The following is a 22,280-nucleotide window of genomic DNA, read 5'->3' as shown; positions in this document are numbered from 1 at the left end:
TAATTTTTTCGTGTATCTTAGCAATTTTAATTCTTTGTTTTTGATAATTTTTAGCTTCGCTTAATTTTCTATTTTCTTTTTTAGCAATTAGAAGTCTTTTAGAAAGTTTTCTCTGTTCTCTTTTTAGTTTATCTTCTAATTGTTTTCTAAATTTAAGATTTTCAATTTTTTCTCCAGTAGATAAAATAGCCATATCTTTAATACCTAAGTCAATTCCTACTGATGAATTAGTTTTTGGTAATTCTTGAATATCAGTTTCACATAACAAAGAGATAAAATACTTACCACTTCCATTACGCGAGATAGTAGCAGATTTTATTATACCCTCTATTTTTCTATGCACTTTAATTTTTACTAATTCTTTAAGCTTTGGAACTTTTAACCAATTTTCAAAAATATTTACAGTTCCATTTTGATTATTGGTTGTATAGCTTTGTACAGGATTTTTCTTAGATTTGAATTTAGGAAATCCAATAGATTTATCTCTAAAAAAATTTTTATACGCTTTGTCTAAATTCATTTGAGCATTAGCAAGAGCAAGACTATCAACTTCTTTTAGAAATTCATACTCTTTTTTATATTGAGCAGGAGTTGGATATTTTATCTTTTTATCAGGATTACCTTTACTTTCTTCATATGCTTTAATTCTATCATTTAGCATAAGATTATAGACAAGACGAACACAACCAAAAGTTTTACTAAAAAATATCTTTTGTTCTTCGTTTGGATAAATTCTAAATTTATATGCTTTTAGTTGTTTCATCAGTCCACCTCCTCAAAATTATTTACTCTTTTGTCCTTGTTCTTCTATATATTTTTTTATGACTTCAATAGGAGCTCCTCCAGTAGTCAACAAACAAAAACTTTTAGACCAAAACATTTCTTTCCATAGATATTTTCTTATATGTGGAAATTCTTTTTTTATTATCCTAGAACTTGCTGATTTATACGCATTTATGAATTTAGTCAATTCTGTTTTAGGATGAGCTTTGAACATTATATGTACGTAGTCTTTATCGTGATTCCATTGTACTAAAGTTATATGATACGGAACTCCAATTCTTACAAACATATCTTTAGCAAATTCAGAAATTGTGTCATCAAATACATTTCTTCTATATTTTACTACAAGAACTAAGTGATAATACAGCAAAAATACTGAATGACAATTACTATCTAATTCCATTGTTTTTACTCCTATTTTTATATATCTACTGATTGTATTATATCACTTTGTCTTCTAAAAAACAATAGGGCAATTCATCGCACCACCTATAGAGGTGGGCGACTTCTTGCCCGTTAGGTTAAAAATTTAATGAAAGTATATTTTAAATAATAATTATATTTCTCAAATTCTATATTATATTTTTTCATTTCATTATTTAATTTAATTATATTCTACTTATTTCAAATATTTAAAATTTCTTTAAATATTTCATTTACTCTATCATAATTTTCTAAATTTGAAATATGACCAGCATTTTCTACTAAAAATAATTTAGAATCCTTCACATAATTCGCCATTTCTCTAGCTTCTTCAAATGGTCTTGGAATATCATATTCTCCTGTGATAAATACAACTTGTATATCTATATTTTTCAAAATCTCTATTGCATTCTCTCTTCCAAAAATAATTCTTCCTATCTTTACAATCGTATCTATTTTTTCAGCAGATATATTTACCAAGTTAGCATAAAGTGTTTTATACAATTTAGTTCTTTTTTCAGAAACAATTGGCGAAAAAAACATCTCTGCTATTTTTTCTGCCATATTTTCTGGCACTTTTTTTATTAAGTCTATTGTATCAAGCATTGAAAAATACATCTTCTTCTTTTCTTCTGGTTCAATACCAACATATGAATCCATTATTACTATTTTTTTTATTTTTTCTTTATGATATTCATACATGTAAGGTGCCAACATTCCTCCAACAGAAAGACCAATATATATATATTTTTCTACTCCAAGTTCATCTATAAACTTCGTAAGTTCTTTTGCTAAATCTCTTAATGATATATTTTCTCTATCATCTAAAACACTAGATTGTCCATGTCCTGGTAAATCAATTGAAATACACTGATAATACTCTTTTAAAAATTTTATTTGAGGTTCCCACATATTTTTATCCCAAAGATAAGAATGAATAAAAACTAAAGTTTCGCCCTTTCCTTCACAACTATATGAAAATTTCATAAATCATCTCCTAACGTATTAATTTTTTATTTTATAAATACTCCATAATTGCTACTATTTTATTTTCAAAATATCTATTTTTTAATTATGTTTCTTTTATCTTGCATTAATTTTTCTAATTTCTTATATTCTCCCTCGGACAATTCCACAAACTTTTGGTACTATCCCCCATTGTCTTGACACCATTTGTAAATTTCAACGAAATATTCCATTCCAGTGGTATCTATTTCATCATCTCCAAGATTAATTAAAATTTTAGATGTAGTTTTTTTATTACTTATATGTTTTTTATATTCTTAATTATAGGATTTTATCTAGAATAGAATTAACATCTACTATATTTTCTAAATTAGATATATGACCTGCATCTTTTATTTTAAATAAGAGTGAATCTTTTTTTAAGTTCAACATTTCTTCAGACTCAGAAAAAGGTCTAGGTATATCATACTCTCCAGCTATAAAAACCATTGGAACTTCTACTGTTTTTAGTTCTTCCAAAAAATTTTTTCTATTATTTATAGCTTTTCCGATCTTTACAATCGTCTCTATCCTACTTTCTTCTATATTTATAAGTTTAGAAAAAACTTTCTATATAAATCATGCTTTATATTTAAAAGTTGTTTTGAAAAAAATAAAGGAACTATCTCTTCTGCCACTCTACTAGATATTTTTTTATTTTTTTCTACTTGAGCTAAAATATTCGAATAAGAAATTTTAGTAACTTTCTTCTCTTCTCCTAAATAAGAATCCATTATTATCATTTTTTTTATTTTTTTTTATCTATTCTATACAATGGTATTGCTAACATTCCACCAATAGATAATCCTATATAAGTATAACTACTTATATTTAAATTTGAAAGCAATTCAGATATAGCTAAAGAAATACTTGATATCACTTCGTTACTACCTATATTTTCTAAATTAGAAGAATCTCCATGTCCTGGTAAATCTATTGATATACATCTATATTTTTCTTTTAAATGTTCAACTTGAGGTCTCCACATCTCTTTATCCCAAAGGTAAGAGTGAACAAACACTATTACTTCACCTTTTCCTTCATCTATATACTCCAATTTCAATATTTTATTACCTCCTCTTGCTTAATTTACATCATAGCTACCTGTTCTATGAGATTTTGTAGCATTAGCACCTGCTTTAACAGGACCAATTATTAAAAAAGTTCCCCCTTTGCTAGAACTATTTTCAATTATTTTTTCTATATTTTTCTCATCTCTTTCTATATCTTTATTTTCCCTCTTTTCTCTATCAATAGTAATATTTCCATTATTACTTAAATTCTCTACTACAATAGCTGATGATGTAACTACTTTTTTATCTAATTTATCTGCTATTGTTCCTGTAACTCCTATCTCTCCTGCTTGTCCTACAGATGCTACAATATCTACTCCTCCTTTTTTACTATTAGTATTTATATCTTCTAAATTTATATTATTACCTACTTCTACACTTCCTTTTGAAATCAAATAAAACTTATCTTCTAAAAAAAATCTTTCCCTTTTTTTCAAAATGACTTGATTTTCTTTCATATAACACCCCGCAGTTATAGTAAAATTAATTTCATATAATTCCTTCCATTTTTCCTTATAGTACTATATTTATTTCTAGGAAAGGTATTTTTTAGTTTTTTTAAAAATTTTTCACTATTCTACTATTTTAATTTGACATTTTTATGGCATACACTTGTAATTTTATTTTTCACAAAAATTTATTTATTTAAAAGCGCTTTATTTACATTATAAAGCTATATTATTAGAAATATAACAACTAAAATAGTACAATAAAAAAAGAAGATAATTTTTGATATACTTATCTTCTTTTATAAATTATTTAAATTTTTTATAAACTATAATTATTTATTAAACTTTTCTTGTAAATTTCTAGCCATATCAGAGATTGAATCAGCTCCTACTATCTCACTAACAAGGCATACTCTCTGTGCTCCTTTAGCTATGATAGCATCTATATTATGTGCTTTTATTCCACCAATTGCTACAAAAGGCAAATCTAAATTTTTTACTGCATACTCAAGATACCCTAATCCTACTGGAGTCGTATCCTTAGTAGTTGTTGGAAATATCGGTCCTACTCCTATATAATCAACATTGGGATTTTTATAAGCTTCCATTCCCTGCTTTTCTGAATGAGTAGAAAGCCCGATGATTTTATTATCTCCTATAAGTTTTCTCACATCATCTGGGTGCATATCCTCTTGTCCTATATGAACTCCATCTGCATCTACAAGAAGGGCTATATCTACATTATCATTTACTATAAATATTACTCCATTCTTTCTACAAAGCTCTCTTATCTCTCTAGCTTCCTTTACCTTTTCTCTAGTATCTTTTGTTTTAGCCCTATATTGAACTATTTTTATTCCACCTTTTATCATCTCTTCTACACAGAAGTAGTTACTTCTTCCATTAGAAAAATTATCTCCTGTTATTCCATATATTCCCTTAGGAATCTCTATTCTATTTCTCATTGTATAGCTCCTTTAAGATTACTTCTACTACTTTGCTAGCTACTATATTTACCTTATGTGAATAAGTTTTATATTCTGAAACATCACTTTTCATATCTCCCACTATATAGAGGTTTTTCATTCTCTTTACTATCTGTACACTTGAGGAATCTATCCCACCTATCCCAGATACTGTTATTAAAAGTTTCTTTCCATCAAAAACCTCTTCAAGTAAAAGAGCCTTATACTCCTTTTTGTCAAATCCATCTACTACTATATCACAATCTTTGAAAAACTCTCTCATATTCTCTTTTTCAAGTTTTATTACTTCAACCTCATAATTACCCTGTGAGATTTTGGTAAGATTTTCCTTTAGAGTTTCAGATTTATATTTTCCTATCTGCTCTTCAAAGTAAAACTGTCTATTGAGATTGGATTTTTCTATTCTATCAAAATCTCCAAATTTTAGATTAGTAATTCCACTTCTAACTAGATGCATAGCCACATTTGAGCCTATCCCACCTGTACCAGCTATACCTATTTTCATAATAATGTCTCCCAATCTTTATACTTAGGTTCTAATCCTCTTTTTCTAATAGCTTCCACTATCTCTTCTACACTTCTATTGTCAGTTATATCAAATTGAGCTGTTGATTCATTTTCGTGTGAATAACCACCTACTTCAGTTTTTGAACCTGCTGAAAATTTAGTAATTCCTAGTTGTAATAGATTGTCTCTCATATAAGCACTCTCCCTAGTTGATAGAGTTATTCCTGCTGTTGGTTGGAAAATTCTATTGGCTAATATTATCTGTACAAAGGTAATATCATCAACAGCATAACTATCTTTTAAATTTCCTTCTGCTTCATTTACTCTAGGGAAAGAGATACTAAACTCACTGTTTGGATAATTATCTATAAGGTATTTCAGATGCAATCCTGTTTTAAAAGCATCACTTCTTATATCTCCAAGTCCTAATAGTGCTCCTATTCCTATTGTTCTTAAGCCAGCTTTAGCCCCTCTTTCTGGAGTGTCCAATCTATATCTAAAATTTCTTTTTTCACCCGATAGATGTACCTCTGCATATCTTTTTTCATCATAAGTCTCTTGGTATACAGTAAGTCCATCTAATCCATCTTCTGCTAGATATCTATAATCTTCTTCGTCTAATGGCATTACTTCAATAGATACAGATGAGAAATATTTTTTCAATACATCTATTCCTCCTTTTAAATACTCCTTATCTACTAATCCTTTAGCTTCTCCAGTTAAAAGAAGTATATTTTCTATTCCAGATTTTGCTATCTCTTTAGCTTCTCTTTCTATCTCCTCATATTTCATATGTCTTCTTATTATATGATTTTTTTTAGAAAATCCACAATAGATACAGTTACTAGTACAATAATTAGAAACATATATTGGAAGATATAGTCCTATTACATTCCCAAAATATTGTCTTGTCAACTTATGTGCTCTTTGAGCCATTTTTTCTATATGATTTTTTGCTCTAGGAGATAAAAGATTTAGATAATCATATACAGATAATTTGTCTTTTTCTATACTTTTCAATATCTCTTCATCAGTTACAGAATTAAAATATCCCTCAAAATCAAAATCTTTCCATTTAACTAGTTCATCATAGTAACTCATTCTACTCACCTCTAAATAAAAATCCTGTAAGTGGTGATGAAGCACTAGCATATTTTTGTTCCTCTGCTAGTTGAGCTAAGAAAGCTTCTCTTCCAGCTTCTACCGCTAGTGCAAAAGCTCTTCCCATTTTAACTGGGTCTTGTGCTGTGGCAATAGCTGTATTTACAAGTACAGCATCACACCCCATCTCCATAGCTATAGCTGCATCTGATGGTTTCCCTATTCCAGCATCTACTATGATAGGTACTCTATTATTTTCTAATAACATCTCTACAAATGGTTTTGTAAGTATTCCTCTATTTGAACCAATAGGAGAACCAAGTGGCATAACTGCTGCTGCCCCAGCATCTTCTAATCTTTTAGCTGTTATTAAATCAGGCATAATATATGGTAATACTATAAATCCCTCATCAGCTAAAACCTTAGTTGCCTTTATAGTTTCACTATTATCTGGCATAAGATATTTACTATCATTTATTATCTCAATTTTTATAAAATCTCCACATCCAGCTTCTCTAGCTATTCTTGCTATTTTTATAGCTTCCTCTGCTGTTCTAGCCCCTGAAGTATTAGGTAACAATGTTATATGTTTTGGAATATAGTTTAAAATATTCTCCTTTGGATTTTGGAAGTTTATTCTTCTAAGTGCCATTGTTATAATTTGAGAACCACTAGCTTCTAACATAGGAGCTACTAAATTTTTATCAGCAAATTTTCCTGTTCCTGTAAGTAATCTACTACTAAACTCTTTTCCTTTTAAAATAAATTTTTCCATCTTTTCCTCCAATTATATTGTTAGTATTTTTTACTAGCAACTCATTCTCTCTTTATAATTTAATAAATTTCTCTTTTTATCCTTAAATTTTCACAAATTTGTCCTATATTATCAATTATAAAACTATCCTCCAGAAACGAAAGATAAAACTTCTAGATGATAATCTTCAGCTATTTTTTCTGTTTTCCAGTTATTTTTTTTCACTATTTCATCATTTACTAGAACAACAGCTCCAGATAAATCTATATTCCATTTTACTGATAATTCATTAAGTAACTCTTCCACAGTGATATTATCTTTTGAAATCTCATATTTTTCCCCATTTAAAATAATATTCATATTATCACCTTAATCTAAAATTTCGTTACATCTCTTCATTGGGCATAGATCTCCACACATTGTACAAACCTCTTCTTCAATAGGTTTTGAAGATTTTCTATACTCTTTTGCTTTTTCTGGGTCTAGACACTCTTCAAACATTCCATTCCAGTTTAACTCCCCTCTATGTTTACTCATTCTATTATCCCAATCTCTAGCTCCTTTTATTCCCTTAGCTATATCTGCTGCATGTCCAGCTATTCTTGAAGCCATAATTCCCTCTTTCATATCTTCTAAAGTTGGAAGTCTTAAGTGTTCAGCTGGAGTTACATAACATAGGAAATCTGCTCCATTAGCTGCAGCAATAGCTCCACCAATAGCAGCTGTTATATGGTCATATCCAGGTGCCACATCAGTTACTAATGGTCCAAGTACATAGAAAGGTGCATTATGACAAAGTTTTTTCTCAATTTGCATATTAGTAACTATCTCATGCATAGGGATATGTCCAGGTCCCTCTATCATCACTTGTACATCTTTTTCCCAAGCTCTTTTTGTAAGTTCTCCTAGTATTATCAACTCTTGAATTTGAGGAGCATCAGTTGAGTCAGCTATACTTCCTGGTCTTAATCCATCTCCTAAGCTTAATGTAACATCATATTTTCTACAAATTTCAAGTAATCTATCATAGTGCTCATAGAAAGGATTTTCTTTATCATTTAATATCATCCATTGAAAAAGAATAGAACCTCCTCTACTTACTATCTTTGTAAGTCTTTTATTATTTTTTAATCTATCTACACAAGTTCTATTTAGTCCTGCATGTATAGTTAAGAAATCTATTCCATCTTCACAATGCATCTCTACTACTCTAAACAGATCTTCTACGCTCATATCTTTTATATTTTTTCCTAGTTTTGCTACTGCATCATACATAGGAACAGTTCCTAACATAACTGTCGACTTTTCTACTAGCTCTTTTCTAAATTTTTGTGTATCTCCAAAAGTACTCAAATCCATTATAGCATCTGCTCCATACTCAATAGCTTTTTGTACCTTTACCATCTCCCCACAGTAATCACAACAATCTTCTGATACCCCTAGATTTACATTTACTTTTGTTCTTGTCCCCTCTCCTACTGCTCTTGGATATATATTTTTATGGTTTTTATTTGCTGGAATTACTATGCTCCCTTTAGCTATCTTTTCCATAAGCTCTTCCTTGCTCATTTGCTCATCTCTAGCTACTATTTCCATCTCCTTAGTAAATATTCCTTTTTTTGCTGCTTCCATCTGTGTTGAATACATATTTCCTCCTAAATCTTTCTCTAATTTTTCTAATAAAAAAAGCTCTGTACCAATGTACAGAGCTATAATTATACTGATTAATAAAAATCTAGTAAACATATTGCTTCCCTACGCTGGTATTATCCATATCAGGTTCTAAGGGTCAAGATTTCTCTTTCTCAGCCTAACGGCTCCCCTAGCAATCAACTATTCAATTTTTCTATCCTTACAAGCAAATTATATACTTGTAATTTTATTTTGTCAAGATAATTTTTTATTTGTTTTCCGCTTTCTTTCCTCTAAGATATCTATCTATCTCAGCTGCTGCTTTTTTCCCAGCTTCCATAGCTAATATAACAGTAGCTGCTCCTGTTACAGCATCTCCACCAGCAAAAACTCCCTCTCTTGAAGTTTTTCCATTTTCATCTGTCTCGATACCTTTCCATCTAGTAGTTACTAAATCTTTAGTAGTATCAGCAATCAATGGATTTGGAGAAGTTCCCAGTGACATAATGACAGTTTCTCCCTCTAATATAAATTCACTTCCATCTATCACAGAGAATTTTGCTCTTCCACTTTCATCTGGCTCTCCTAATTCCATTCTTACACACTTAACCTCTTTTACCCAACCTTTTTCATCTCCAATTATCTCTATTGGGTTTACTAGAAATTGGAATTTTACTCCCTCTTCTTTAGCATGATGTATCTCTTCACGTCTTGCTGGTAATTCTGCCTCTCCTCTTCTATATAGCACAGTTACATCTGCTCCTAATCTCTTTGCTGTTCTAGCTGCATCCATAGCTACGTTTCCTCCACCTACAACAAAGACTCTCTTTCCTATTTTTATAGGAGTAGCACAATCCTTTCTATTAGCTTTCATTAAGTTTACTCTTGTTAAAAACTCATTAGCTGAAATTACTCCATTATAATTTTCTCCTGGAATATTCATAAATCTCGGAAGTCCTGCTCCACTTCCTATAAATACAGCAGAATATCCCTTTTTATCTAACAAATCATCCACAGTAAAAGTTCTTCCTACAAAAGTATCAGTATGTACCTTTACTCCTAAAGAGTATAATTTCTCTATCTCTTTATCTACTACTTCTTCTTTTGGAAGTCTAAACTCTGGAATACCATAACTCAATACACCACCAAGTTTATGTAATGCTTCATATATAGTTACATCATAACCAAGCTTTGCTAAATCTCCAGCAGCTGTAAGTCCAGCAGGTCCTCCACCAATTATAGCTACCTTTTCCTCTCTTTTCTCCTCTACTTCTACCTTTGTATTATTTCTAATAGCCCAATCTCCTACAAATCTCTCTAGTTTTCCAATAGATACAGGCTCCCCTTTTATTCCTAAAATACACTTTCCTTCACATTGAGTTTCTTGAGGGCACACTCTTCCACATATAGCTGGTAGATTAGAGTATTTTGAAATTACTTTACTAGCTCCCTCTATATCCCCTCTCTTTATCTCTTGAATAAAAGCTGGTATATCTATTGATACTGGACATTCTTTTACACATAGTGGATTTTTACAATTCAGACATCTTTGTGCTTCTTTTTGTGCTTCTTCAAGATTATATCCATAGCACACTTCATAGAAATTTTTATTTCTCTTATCTGGGTCTTGCTCTCTTACAGGAACCCTTCCTTTTATTTCAGATAAGTCACTATGCATAGGACAAGAATCATTATGATGTGTCTCTCCATCTTCTATCTCAAGAATATTTCTTCCCTCTGTAGTTTTATACATCATCTGTCTTCTCATTGCTTCATCATAGTCTACCTTATCTCCATCAAACTCTGGTCCATCTACACAAGCAAATTTTACCTTACCATCTATTGTAACTCTACAAGCTCCACACATTCCTGTTCCATCTACCATAAGTGGGTTTAAGCTTACTGTATTTGGCAGATTATACTCTCTACATTTCATAGAGGCAAATTTCATCATTATCATAGGTCCAATTACAATAGCATGGTCATATTTTTTATTTTCTTCTTTTATTAGTCTATCTATTACATCAGTTACTCTTCCGTGTATTCCATAGCTTCCATCATCAGTACAGATATAGAGATTATTTGCTACCTCTTTCATCTCTTCTTCTAATATTAATATATCTTTGCTTCTAGCTCCAACTATTACATCTGCTTCTATTCCATTTTCCTTAAACCATTTTACTTGTGGATAGATAGGGGCTGTACCTACTCCTCCAGCAACAAATAGATATTTTTTTATTTTTAATTCTTCTAATGGTATATGTAAAAATTCACTTGGTTGTCCCAATGGACCTACTACATCTTGAAAATACTCTCCCTCATTGTAGCTTGCCATCTTTTTTGTTCCCTCTCCAACTACTTGGAAAACTATTGCTACACTTCCTACCTCTCTGTCATAATCACAAATAGTAAGTGGTATTCTCTCCCCTTTTTCATCAGTTTTTACAATCAAAAATTGTCCTGGCTTTGCTCCATTTGCTAAATCTTTTGCCTCAACATCCATATAACAAATCTCTTTAGTTAACCATTTTTTCTTTAAAATTTTATACATAAGTACACTCCTTTTTCCAGTATATATTTTTATATAGTGATTTTATATTATCCTTTATTTTACCCCAATAACTTCTCAATTTCAAATAAAAGTTTATCTAATTTCTCTTTTCTTTTTTCATCTAACTCATCATATCTATTATTTATTCTTCTATATAAGCTATCTAGTCTATCAATGTTATAACTTGAAATCTCTATACTATTTTTCTCTTTTACTTCAATAGCTTCATTGCTCTTCTTCAGCATATCTAACATCTTTTTATATGTCAAATTTTCACTATTTTTCTCTAGTTCTGGCAATACTGAATCCTGTTCCTTATACAGTTGCTCTATACTTCTCACTGGCAGTATGGCTATTATTTGTTTTACTACATCAGCTTTACTTTTCTTAAATAACTCATATCTCTTTCTAAGTCTTAGAGCTGTATCTTTTTTATATCCATTAAACTCTAAATATTTTAAATATAATCCATCAGGACTTCCTTTTCTTCCAAGCTCTTCAAAAACTTCTGTAAGATTTTTACCAAGCATAATGATATTATTTCCTTGAATTTTTAACATCTCTAAGGATTTATTTTTCAAATATTCTATTAATTCTACATCATTAGTAAAATCTCCAAACACAGAATCTTCTATTACAAAAATCTCTTTAATATCTTTTTTACTATTCTTTTCATTTACTATAATCGGCTTCTCTTCTTTTTCTACACTCTCTTTTGTCTTCTTCCTTTTTGCCATCATAGCTTGAAATCTTTCTTCTGCTGTACTCATTTTTCCTCCTGCTCTACATCTCCATTATTATATCTAGCAAACTATTTTGTGCTTCCTCTACAGATTTTGCCTTGCTCTCCCATACAGTTTTACCTTTTTTCACAAGACTTTCTATAAGTGAAGTTTCTTTAATTGGCTCTGGGAATAATACATCTGTATCTTCTAACATCATCTTTAATTTATTTAAAATATCTTTTTGTGTAACAGTTGGTCTATATAAATTTACTAATATAGCATGTATCTTCTCTACTCCTGCCTCTTCTATTACATTGATTACCCCTTTTAATGTAGGAATATCACAGAAAGCTGGTATTATTATTTTATCAGAACATTTTACAAATTCAGTATCTATCTTCATAGTAGGAATACTATCTATCAATACATAGTCATACTCTCTTTTTAGATGCTCTATAAAAATTGGTAATTTTTCTAAAAATCTCTCTGTAAAAACTGAACTCTCCAAAGGAATAAAATCTAAATTTTTTCTTAAATTAATCTTATCTCCTTTTCCAGTCATTACCCAACTTCTAAGTCCCTTTTTTAACTCTACCCTCTCTTGCTTTTCCTCTGGGATTGTAAAATCAATTATATTATTTTGAGAGTCTGAAGTTAAAATTATTACTTTACTCCCTTTCATTGTAAGTCCATGAGCTAATTGAACTGTAAGAAAAGTTTTTCCTATTCCTCCTTTATTTACCTTTAGAGTATATACTTTTCCTACTCTTTCCCCTCTATCTATTGTAACTATTCCATCTCCTGTTGTTATATTCACATCATTACTCTCTTTAGTAATTTTTAATGTATTCACTACACCAAAGGGAATATTAAGTTTTGCTACATAATAATCTTTATCTTTATATACTTTACTAAAATTTATACTTACATTTTTTCTATAATTAATTAAATTTTCATGAATATCTTTTTCTTCTACTTCATCTTCACATCTACCTTTAGTTAGGGTAATTATTCTATTACTCATAGAAAAAACTATCTCATTTTCCTCTTTGTTTACATCAAGAGCCTCTGTTATACTCCTATCTATTGTCAACACTGCATTATTAAAACTTCCATTTTTTTTATAAAATAGTCCTACCTTTTTTTTCATTTGTAACTCCTTTTATAAAAAACTAAGTCGCATGCATGCGACTTAGTTAGTTTTTGTTATAGATATTTTATCATATTTTTGGTATGAAATCAATAGTTTTATATTTTTACAACTCTTTTAAAATTTTAAAAAATATTGGATAAGCTATTATTTTACTTCCACTTGTTAGATATTTAAATCCTAAACTATCTCCATAAAGTTTATACTCTTCTTCACTTATTTTTCTAGTTGATATTAACTTTTTTATATTGGGAGAGAAAATAAAGTTTTCCTCTTCTAAACTTCCAAAATAATATGAATAGTAATATTGCCTCTCCTTGTCAAACCAAGGGTTCATCATATATTTTAAAGTTCCATCTTCTCCTTTTTTCCTATTAACTAATTTTTCACTTTTTAATTCTACAAATTTATTAAAATCATAATATAATCTTAAGCTAGTATCCTCAATTAAAATTTTATTTCCTTTTATCTCTATTAATTTTAATTCTCCTTTTAATCTGTCTATTGTACTTCCTTCATTATATTTCTTTAACATAGCCTCTCCCATATTGTCAAAACTTTCAGCTATATCTATAAACTCTTTAATTATATCCTTTCCATCTTCCATATTACTTTTTTCAGATATAAATTTACCATCTTCTAGAATCTCTATCTTCTTCAATACTCTAATAGTTTTTTTACTTTTCTCTTCCCACTTAGTACTATATTCCCAAACTTTTACTCCAACAAAATCTTTATAATTTATCAATAAATTTTTTATACTTCTTCTTTTTATCTGTTCTTTTATAAATATCTCCTCAAATAATTTCTTACATACAGTTTTTAATCCACTATTCTCTATTTTTTCTTCTCCTATTCCTTGACTTATAATATTTCCCTTTTTCTTTATCTCCCCATAAGTATCTATCTCTAACATTTTCCCAGTAGCATCATTTAATATAAATATATTCCAATCCTCATTTCTTAATCTATTTTTATTTCCTACTTCTCCCTTTATTTTTATCTTTATATTTTTTTCTATCATCTTTTCCTTAAAAATCTCTTCTAACTCTTTCTTTACTCTCTCTGCTCCTAACTTACAAGATACTACCACCTCACCACTCTTTTTTACATCTTTTGTTTGATATATATTTATCACACCTTTACTCTTTCCAAAAACTGAATTAGTAAAATGTGTCCCTGCTCCTCTTCTAAATTTAAATTGTTCATAACTTTCCAAAGTAGAAAATTCTACTTCAAAATATTTTTCCAATTTTTCCTCTACACTTTTCATAAAAAAAGTAAAATATCTTGCTCTAGTTCTTTCTGTAAATCTCTTTAGTGGTATAAAGTCTATCACATTTTCTTTTTTCCCACTATATCTTACATAAATATTTTGTCCACTCTCTTTATCACTAGGTATTATTAGATTAGTGTGATGATTATACTCCATCTTTATACTATTTTTATATTTTTCTTTTTTATTTACTTTATCTATTTTAGTAAATGTAACTTGATTCAACCAAATCTCATTTCTATCTCTATTTCCATATCGTGCTAACTTTAACTCTAAGCATCTCAAAACATCTCCATCTCTCTCTGTTTTTATATGAAAAATCAAATCATTAATAGTTTTAAAATTTATGCTATCTTTAGGAAAATAGTATCTATATTCTTCATAGGGTATATACCTTACAAAAAGATTGAAAAGAGTTATATCCTTTATATCTAAAATTCCTTTCTCATCTATCTCTTCTACTTTATTTATATACTCTTTATATTTCTCTTTATCAATACTGCATTCTTTACTTCCTAGTAGATAAATTTTTTTTGAAAAATTATCTACATAGAAACTGTAAATCTCTTTTTCATTTTTTATTTTTGAATAAAAAGATTTTAACATATTATTTAATTTCTTTTGTTTTTCATCTTTACTTTCTCCATAAAATATCTCCGCTTTGATAGAAAAAATGAATAATTTAAAATCCTCTAATATTGTATCAAAATATATTCTCTTAACTAAAAACTCTCCACTATAAAATTTTAACATCTATATATCCCCCTTCAAATAACTTACTACTAATCTTACTAACTCTCTATCTATTATCATTCCCTTTTTCTTTTCATCATACTTTAAAAGTGATGGAATAGCTATTATCTCTGCTCTTTCAAAATCATTTACTCTAATTGGAGTATCATAGTTTTCTCTATCTATCAAATAATATCTTAATTTATCATTTGGAATATCTGTTGTTGGTGGCAATAAGTTTATAATAAAACATTTTCTCTCTCTGCTTATAAAGTTATTTTTTCTAGCTATCTGTCCTAAAATTTTCTCATATAACTTATCTCTATTATAAAAATTATCTAAATCATAATTTTTATAATCTATACTGTAACCACAGTGAGTAAAGTCATCAAACTCTTCATACATTCCAATTTCAATAACCTCGTCTCTACTTAGAAACTTCATTCCAAAAACTTTTAAAATCTCCTCTATTATAATTTCTCCAATCTTTCCTTTAAATATAGCTTGATATACATATGGTAATAGTACTCTTCTATTTTTATAAAATTTTCCTATTCTTTTTTCAAAGAGAGATTTTAATTCTGGTATTTCACTTAAAATATCTAATTTAGCTCCTCTAAAGGAAAATTGTCCCTCTGCTCCTAACTCTATATTTGAAAAATCTTTACCACTATATCCCATTACAGAGTAACTATTTATTGGACTTTCTACTTCAAGATACAACTCATCTTTTCTCTTAGAAATATTAGTTGTAGGATTAGCTACTATATACTCCCTATAAGTTTCATAATTTTTTACTAATTCTCTTAAATTATCTATACTCTCCACTGTTTTGTTTTTTCTTATAATTCTATTATATTTTTTTATTTTTTGTAAAAAATTACTAGCCCATAATGCTTCAGCTTTTCTATTTAATTTTATTATCTCTCTTATCTCTTTTTTATCTTCTGGAATTCTTTTATCTACTTCTCTTAATAAAAATTCCATATCCTCAATAACATCTCTCTCATCTCTTCTAAATCTTTCCAAAGTATCTTCAATCTTTGAAGTAATATAGATATTTCTCTTTTTGCTCTTTACCTTAGTACGATTTACTCTTCCTAATCCTTGTATCAAATAACTCATCTGATTTTCTACATAATCATTGGTAGTAGCATACTCACTAAGTTTTTTGTCTACTCTTCCACTATTTAGCATATAAGCCTTTTGTTTTGAAGTTATAGCTTCACTCTCCTCTAATTGTGTGATATAGAGTACCTCTCTCATTCTATTTTCTATTTTCTCTTGTACTGGAAGTAAAAAAGTTTTCTCCTCTAGAGCTATCTCATCAAAATCTTTCTCATCTTTTGAAAATTTATATTTCTTAAAAAGTTTTTCATCAGGATATATCAACTCTTTTTCTTTTTGAGGATTATACTGATATTTCAAATTTACCCCTATACCACTACTTTGATAAGTTGTATATAGTATTACTTTTACCCCTTCCTCTTTTAATTTTTCTTTTAGTTTTTCCTCTTGCTCTCCAAAATGTTTCTCTATTCCTCTAGCATTTAAAGATTCAAAATATATCTCTTTAAATCCCTCTGGTAAAAATCTTCTTTCCTCATTTTCCTTTTTCATCTCATCTATTATCTTACTTAACTCGTCTTTTACACTCTCTATTCTATTTGAAAGAAAAACTAAACTACTACTGTCATTATCTAAAAGAAAATTTAAAAATACAAAAATCTTATATGTCAATCTCTTTTTCAAATCCTCATCTCTATTTTTATCTCCACTCTCACTATATTCTTTATTCAATTTTCTTAGTAAGATAGTAACTACATTTTCTTTTTCATTCTCTTCCATAAATCTTTTTAGATTTTCAAATCCCTCTAATTTTTCTATCTCAGCTCTACAATTTTCACTACTTATTGAAGAGTAAGAATCATATATGTGTAATTTTCTTTTAACACCTTTTTCATATTGATTTATTTCCATCAAATTTTCTTTTAAGATTCTTTTTTCAGATTTAGTTAAAGTGTAATAATTATCCCCTAAAAAATTTTCTAAATATCTTAAATTAAAATTTCCTACTACTGTCTTAGATAGAGCTGTTGCTGAAATTCCTATTACCATATTATTTCTACATATATCCCTCAACATACTCTCTGGAGTTACAAACATCTGATAATAATTTATCATTGCTCTTTGATTTTCGTAATATTCGCTATTTTCTTCTGCAATATTGATATATCTATACCCTTCACTTTTATTTATAAACTTTATATTACTTCTATATCTATAAAAGTTTTGATGCTCCTTTATTATTGTATCTAGCTCCTCATCACTAAAACGATAATGTTGAAGTATCTCTTTTAATATTACCTCATCAGGATATATCTTACTTTCGCTTTCTAATTTCTTCTTTAATTTCTCATAGAAAAAATCAATTATTTTATGAAACTCCTCATAAAAATGTTCATATAAATCCTCAATAAAATTTCCAAGTTTTACTTGTCCTTTTTTAGTAGATACATATATCTCCTCTCTTCTATCTAAAAATATCTCATTCTTATCTTTATCTACAAAAATATAGTTATCGTCTTGGAATAAATCTATATTCATTTTTTCTTCTAAGTATATGTAATTTTTATTCAAATTATATATCTTATTTAACTCTGTGCCTCTCTTTCTATATTCCTTTACTTTATCTCTTAAAAATTTTAACTCTTTGGCACTTACTATGCTATCTTTTCCTCCAACTTTAGATTTTAATACATCATATACTTTTCTAATAAAAGCTTCTCTCATATCTCTTGTAGAAATCCATCTTTTATAATAATTTTGAACAATATTCTTTATACTCAGTGTTTTTTTATCTAGAATATAATTTACAAAAAAACTTTTACTACTATCTATCTCATCTATAAAATACAGATTTTTTTTATCCTCATAAAAATACTTTGTCCTCTCTTTTGTTTTATACCCATATAAAAATTTTGATATTGTCATTACATATACTTTTTTCTCAAAATTCTTCTCATCAAGCATAGGATATAATTCAAAATAAAACTCTGGTATAGCTATTTTTTCATATTTCACTTGATTTTTATTTATATTTTCAAGAAATATATTTATCCAACTAGTTAGCTCCTTTAAAACTTCTTCAACTAATTTTTCTCTTCCATAAATCTCTCTGTTTATATCAGATAAAGCAGTGATATCTCTTACCATTACCTTAATTTTTTCACTTTTACTTGTCAATTTAAAAAATCTCTCATATTTTCTCTCTTCTAAATTCTTTTTAACCTTCTCTAAAAAATCTTTCTCTTGAAATTTTTCAGTAGCAGAATTTAGATAGAGTATTTTATCTTTACCTATTCCCTTACTCTCTAGTTTCTTCTCAATATTTTTAAATATAGGTTTGCTATTTACCTTATTTCCTGTTAAGATAATTATCTTTCTTTCTTCCAATCTCTCCATATCTTCAAGAAGTTTTACCACAGTTTCTTCCAAAGCAAAAGTCTTTCCATTTCCCGTTGGATGTTGTACTAAAAATAGTCCATTTTTATAATAACTTCTCTCTATAAATATATCTATTAATGGAGAACTACTATTTAATATTTGTTTTCCTTTTACTTTTTTACACTCATTTTCCCCATCTATCTCTGTTGTATCTTCAATTATAAAATCACTATCTAACTCTTCATCAGTAATTAAATTATCTTTAGCAAGTAAAGTAAGATAAGTCCCTCCAGCATCTATTCTACTTAGATATTCCTTTTTTCCATCTTCTATTAATATCTCTTTTACTAACTCATCTAAATCTCCATCTCTAATCTCTAACTCTTTAAATATTCTATTTTTTATTGGCTCTATTTCACCAGTATTAGAAAACTTTCTATAATAATCATAGAGATATAGTAATTTTAAATCATCTAAAGTTACTATCTTTTCTATTGGAGATAGTAATGGATTATCTGTCTTTCCATTACGAGCCTCTTGATATATCCCTTTCAACTGATTTATCTTTCTTTTGGTATATCTTGTCATTTCAGCTACAAATTCTATATCATATTTTATCATTTTATCTCTCTCTTTCTTTTATATTTTTTCTTATCATACATCTGGTCTCTGAGACCGTCAAGTATTTTTTCTAAAATCTAATTTTTTTATTTTTCTCTTTTAACTTCTCTATTAAACAAAAACTTTATTTAATTTATCTTTTTTCTAATTTTCAAATTTTTTCTTTAAAAAAACGACCTCGTAAAATACCTCTAAAAAGCTTTTTAAAAACTTTTTGATATAAAACTATGGCTAAAAAATATACCTCTCTAAGCCCATAAAATCACTCTAAAAAAAGCCACCTCAAACCAGCTATTTTAGCTAGTTTAAAGTGACTAATTTTTTGACTAATAACAATTTTTAGTTAATATTTTATATTTCATCTAAATTATCTCTTATATTTAAAATATTTAGCAGCTTGAATAATAACAGTTGGAATAAATGCTAATCCATAGATAGCTAATAAGTCATTCATCCCTAAAGGAGCTACTTCAAATACTCCATGTAAAGCTGGTATCATTAAAACTCCACTTAATAATACAAATCCTATTAAGAAAGCAACAACTGAGAATGGATTGCTCATAAATCCAAGTCCAAAAATCGAACTATTTCCTCTACAGTTAAATCCATGGAATAATCTTGCTAAACATAGTACAGCAAAAGCCATTGTACTTCCTTTAAGAGCATCTTTCATCTCTCCATATCCTAAATAGAATCCTGCCATTACAAATATAGCTATCAATAATCCCTCTCCTAAAATTCTACTAGAAAGTGCTTGAGTAAGAATTGGTTCTTTAGGATCTCTTGGCTTTTCTTTTAAAACCTCTCCATGTGATGGTTCCATTCCAATAGCTATAGCTGGTAAACTATCTGTAAGTAAATTTATAAATAATAGATGCACTGGAGCAAATATTACTGGTAATCCAGCAAATGATGAATAAATTACAGCTAATATAGCAGCAGTATTTCCAGAAAGTAAAAATCTTATTGAGTTTTTAATATTAGCATAGATATTTCTTCCAGTTGTAACAGCTTTAACTATTGTAGAGAAATTATCATCAGCAAGTATCATAGAAGCAGCATCTTTAGAAACCTCTGTTCCAGTTATTCCCATAGCTATTCCAATATCTGCCCTCTTTAATGCAGGAGCATCATTTACTCCATCTCCAGTCATAGCACAAATTTTTCCTAGTGATTGCCAAGCTGTTACTATTCTTATTTTATGTTCTGGAGAAACTCTAGCATATACAGATGTATGAGCAACTTTTTCTTTTAACTCTTCATCTGACATTTTTTCTACCTCTACTCCTTCAAGAACATTATCTCCTTCTTGATAGATTCCAATCTCTTTAGCTATTGTTCTAGCTGTAACTTTATGATCTCCAGTTATCATTACAGGTTTAATTCCAGCCATTATACATTTTTCTACTGCCTCTTTTGATTCAACTCTTGGTGGATCTATCATACCTACTAGACTAACAAAGATATATCCATTTTCATCATCATGACAAATATCTTTTTCACACTCTAATACTTTATAAGCATAAGTTAATACTCTAAGCCCTGTTTCAGCAAACATAGTATTTATATTTTCTATCTCTTTTATATCTTCAGGAGTTATCTCTCTTATCTCACTTCCATGAATGATAGATTTTAATCTTGGAAGTAAAGAATCTAAAGCTCCCTTAGTAAACATTATTATTTTATCATCTATCTCATGAACAGTACTCATAAGTTTTCTATCTGAGTCAAATGGTATCTCTGATATACGTGGATATTTTTCTTTTAACTCTTTATATCCTACACTATATTTTTCAGCAAGATTTATTAAAGCTATCTCAGTAGGATCTCCTACTTCAGTAGTAGCGTCATTACATAATACTGATTCTTTTAAGATAATATCTTCAGCTAATCTTGTAGAATCTAATCCACTATCTTCTAAAACTCTTCCACTTACATAAACTTTTTTTACAGTCATCTTATTTTGTGTAAGTGTTCCTGTCTTATCAGAACATATTACTCCTACACAACCTAAAGCTTCTACAGATTTTAAATTTTTAATAATAGCATTCTCTTTAGAAAGTTTTTGAGTACCTATTGCCAATACAATAGTAACTATTGAGCTAAGTGCCTCTGGTATAGCAGCAACTGCTAAAGCCACAGCAAACATTAACGAATCTAATATATTTACACCATGGAATAAGTTCATTACAAATATTATTCCACATAATATAATTATACCTATTGATAATTTTTTACCAAAGTTATCTAATGAAACTTGTAATGGAGTAGTTTTTTCTTTTGTTGACTCTAATAATTTAGCAATTTTTCCAAGCTCTGTATTCATACCAGTAGCTGTTACTAATACTACTCCTCTTCCATAGCTTACTAAACTTCCAGAAAAAACCATATTTTTTTGGTCTCCTAATGCTAGCTCTTCAGCCACAATTACATCACTTTTTTTCTCTACTCCTTCAGATTCTCCAGTAAGAGAGCTCTCATTTACAAGTAGTGAAAAGCTATCCAATACTCTACCATCAGCAGGTACTAAATCTCCAGCTTCTATAAAAATAATATCCCCTGGAACTATCTCTTCTGATGATAACTCAACTTTTTCACCATTTCTTAAAACCTTTGTTTTAGGAGAAGATAGAGATTTTAAGCTATTAATTGATTCTTCAGCCTTGATATGTTGAACAGTACCAAGTATAGCATTAATTACTATTACCACAAGAATAACTATTGTACTCTCTATATTTCCAGATATAGCAGAAATAATAGAAGCAATTATTAGAATGATTACTAAAAAATCTTTAAACTGTGATAAAAAAACTGCTAGAGTACTTATCTTCTCCTCTTCATTTAGTTGGTTCTTACCATACTTTTTAACTCTTTCCTTCACCTCTTGACTATTCAGTCCATTTTCAGTTACTTGAAGTTCTTGTAAAACTTCCTCTTTTGATTTTGAAAAATAGTTTTTCATAAATCCTCCTTTTATAATTTTATTTTATATTTACTTAATTAATAAAAAAAGACTTTTAATACGAAGTATATAAACTCCGTACTAAAAGTCTTGTTACCACTTG

Annotated in this window: 19 protein-coding genes and 1 riboswitch; all 19 genes read right to left on the bottom strand. The window is 28.6% G+C overall.

All coding sequences use genetic code 11. The features are described from left to right. Positions 1-763: RNA-guided endonuclease TnpB family protein (locus FMAG_RS13195; RefSeq protein ID WP_005887471.1), on the bottom strand; the 763-nt coding region annotated here is incomplete at its 3' end. Between the two features lie 18 nt (positions 764-781). After that, positions 782-1,186 (bottom strand): IS200/IS605 family transposase, encoded by a 405-nt coding sequence (tnpA, locus tag FMAG_RS13190; RefSeq protein WP_005887469.1) that lies wholly within the window; start codon positions 1,184-1,186, stop codon positions 782-784. A gap of 221 nt (positions 1,187-1,407) precedes the next feature. Next, positions 1,408-2,193: an alpha/beta fold hydrolase gene (locus FMAG_RS13185; RefSeq protein ID WP_005887467.1), complete on the bottom strand. Its 786-nt coding sequence runs from the start codon at positions 2,191-2,193 to the stop codon at positions 1,408-1,410. A gap of 300 nt (positions 2,194-2,493) precedes the next feature. Further along, positions 2,494-2,691 carry an alpha/beta fold hydrolase gene (locus FMAG_RS13505; RefSeq protein ID WP_050795464.1) on the bottom strand — a complete coding sequence of 66 codons (198 nt, stop codon included), beginning with the start codon at positions 2,689-2,691 and terminating at the stop codon, positions 2,494-2,496. 68 nt (positions 2,692-2,759) lie between these two features. Beyond that, on the bottom strand, positions 2,760-2,945 hold the full coding sequence (locus FMAG_RS13500) for a hypothetical protein (protein WP_050795463.1): 186 nt from the start codon (positions 2,943-2,945) through the stop codon (positions 2,760-2,762). Positions 2,946-2,959: 14 nt separating this feature from the next. After that, complete coding sequence (locus FMAG_RS13495) at positions 2,960-3,274, bottom strand: alpha/beta fold hydrolase (protein ID WP_050795462.1); 315 nt, start codon at positions 3,272-3,274, stop codon at positions 2,960-2,962. Between the two features lie 21 nt (positions 3,275-3,295). Further along, a complete protein-coding gene (locus tag FMAG_RS13175; RefSeq protein WP_005887465.1) occupies positions 3,296-3,742 on the bottom strand; it encodes a hypothetical protein in 447 nt (148 codons plus the stop codon). A 323-nt stretch (positions 3,743-4,065) separates the two neighbouring features. Further along, the gene (gene thiE / locus FMAG_RS13170) at positions 4,066-4,698 is read right to left on the bottom strand and encodes a thiamine phosphate synthase (RefSeq protein ID WP_005887463.1); all 633 of its coding nucleotides are present in this window, start codon (positions 4,696-4,698) and stop codon (positions 4,066-4,068) included. Beyond that, complete coding sequence (gene thiF, locus FMAG_RS13165; protein ID WP_005887462.1) at positions 4,688-5,224, bottom strand: sulfur carrier protein ThiS adenylyltransferase ThiF; 537 nt, start codon at positions 5,222-5,224, stop codon at positions 4,688-4,690. Before thiF ends, thiE begins: the two co-directional genes overlap by 11 nt. Further along, the gene (gene thiH / locus FMAG_RS13160; RefSeq protein ID WP_005887460.1) at positions 5,221-6,327 is read right to left on the bottom strand and encodes a 2-iminoacetate synthase ThiH; all 1,107 of its coding nucleotides are present in this window, start codon (positions 6,325-6,327) and stop codon (positions 5,221-5,223) included. The genes thiF and thiH overlap by 4 nt, the downstream gene beginning before the upstream one ends. A 1-nt stretch (position 6,328) precedes the next feature. Next, positions 6,329-7,102 (bottom strand): thiazole synthase, encoded by a 774-nt coding sequence (locus FMAG_RS13155; RefSeq protein WP_005887458.1) that lies wholly within the window; start codon positions 7,100-7,102, stop codon positions 6,329-6,331. Between the two features lie 123 nt (positions 7,103-7,225). Next, a complete protein-coding gene (gene thiS / locus FMAG_RS13150; protein WP_005887457.1) occupies positions 7,226-7,441 on the bottom strand; it encodes a sulfur carrier protein ThiS in 216 nt (71 codons plus the stop codon). Between the two features lie 9 nt (positions 7,442-7,450). Beyond that, the gene (gene thiC / locus FMAG_RS13145; protein WP_040494284.1) at positions 7,451-8,728 is read right to left on the bottom strand and encodes a phosphomethylpyrimidine synthase ThiC; all 1,278 of its coding nucleotides are present in this window, start codon (positions 8,726-8,728) and stop codon (positions 7,451-7,453) included. A gap of 88 nt (positions 8,729-8,816) precedes the next feature. Further along, positions 8,817-8,915, bottom strand: a riboswitch (TPP riboswitch). A gap of 66 nt (positions 8,916-8,981) precedes the next feature. Further along, the gene (locus FMAG_RS13140) at positions 8,982-11,264 is read right to left on the bottom strand and encodes a bifunctional dihydroorotate dehydrogenase B NAD binding subunit/NADPH-dependent glutamate synthase (RefSeq protein WP_005887454.1); all 2,283 of its coding nucleotides are present in this window, start codon (positions 11,262-11,264) and stop codon (positions 8,982-8,984) included. A gap of 59 nt (positions 11,265-11,323) precedes the next feature. Further along, positions 11,324-12,034: a hypothetical protein gene (locus FMAG_RS13135; protein ID WP_005887452.1), complete on the bottom strand. Its 711-nt coding sequence runs from the start codon at positions 12,032-12,034 to the stop codon at positions 11,324-11,326. Positions 12,035-12,047: 13 nt separating this feature from the next. After that, positions 12,048-13,139: a ParA family protein gene (locus FMAG_RS13130; protein WP_005887450.1), complete on the bottom strand. Its 1,092-nt coding sequence runs from the start codon at positions 13,137-13,139 to the stop codon at positions 12,048-12,050. Between the two features lie 106 nt (positions 13,140-13,245). Continuing rightward, positions 13,246-15,168 carry a hypothetical protein gene (locus FMAG_RS13125; protein WP_005887448.1) on the bottom strand — a complete coding sequence of 641 codons (1,923 nt, stop codon included), beginning with the start codon at positions 15,166-15,168 and terminating at the stop codon, positions 13,246-13,248. Further along, on the bottom strand, positions 15,169-19,215 hold the full coding sequence (locus tag FMAG_RS13120) for a hypothetical protein (RefSeq protein ID WP_005887446.1): 4,047 nt from the start codon (positions 19,213-19,215) through the stop codon (positions 15,169-15,171). A gap of 367 nt (positions 19,216-19,582) precedes the next feature. Next, on the bottom strand, positions 19,583-22,177 hold the full coding sequence (locus tag FMAG_RS13115; RefSeq protein ID WP_005887444.1) for a cation-translocating P-type ATPase: 2,595 nt from the start codon (positions 22,175-22,177) through the stop codon (positions 19,583-19,585). Between the last annotated feature and the right edge of the window lie 103 nt (positions 22,178-22,280).

Source organism: Fusobacterium mortiferum ATCC 9817, assembly GCF_000158195.2.
Lineage (GTDB): Bacteria > Fusobacteriota > Fusobacteriia > Fusobacteriales > Fusobacteriaceae > Fusobacterium_A > Fusobacterium_A mortiferum.
The sequence above is the reverse complement of the archived record's forward strand: the minus strand, read 5'-3'. Positions and strand labels throughout refer to the sequence as shown.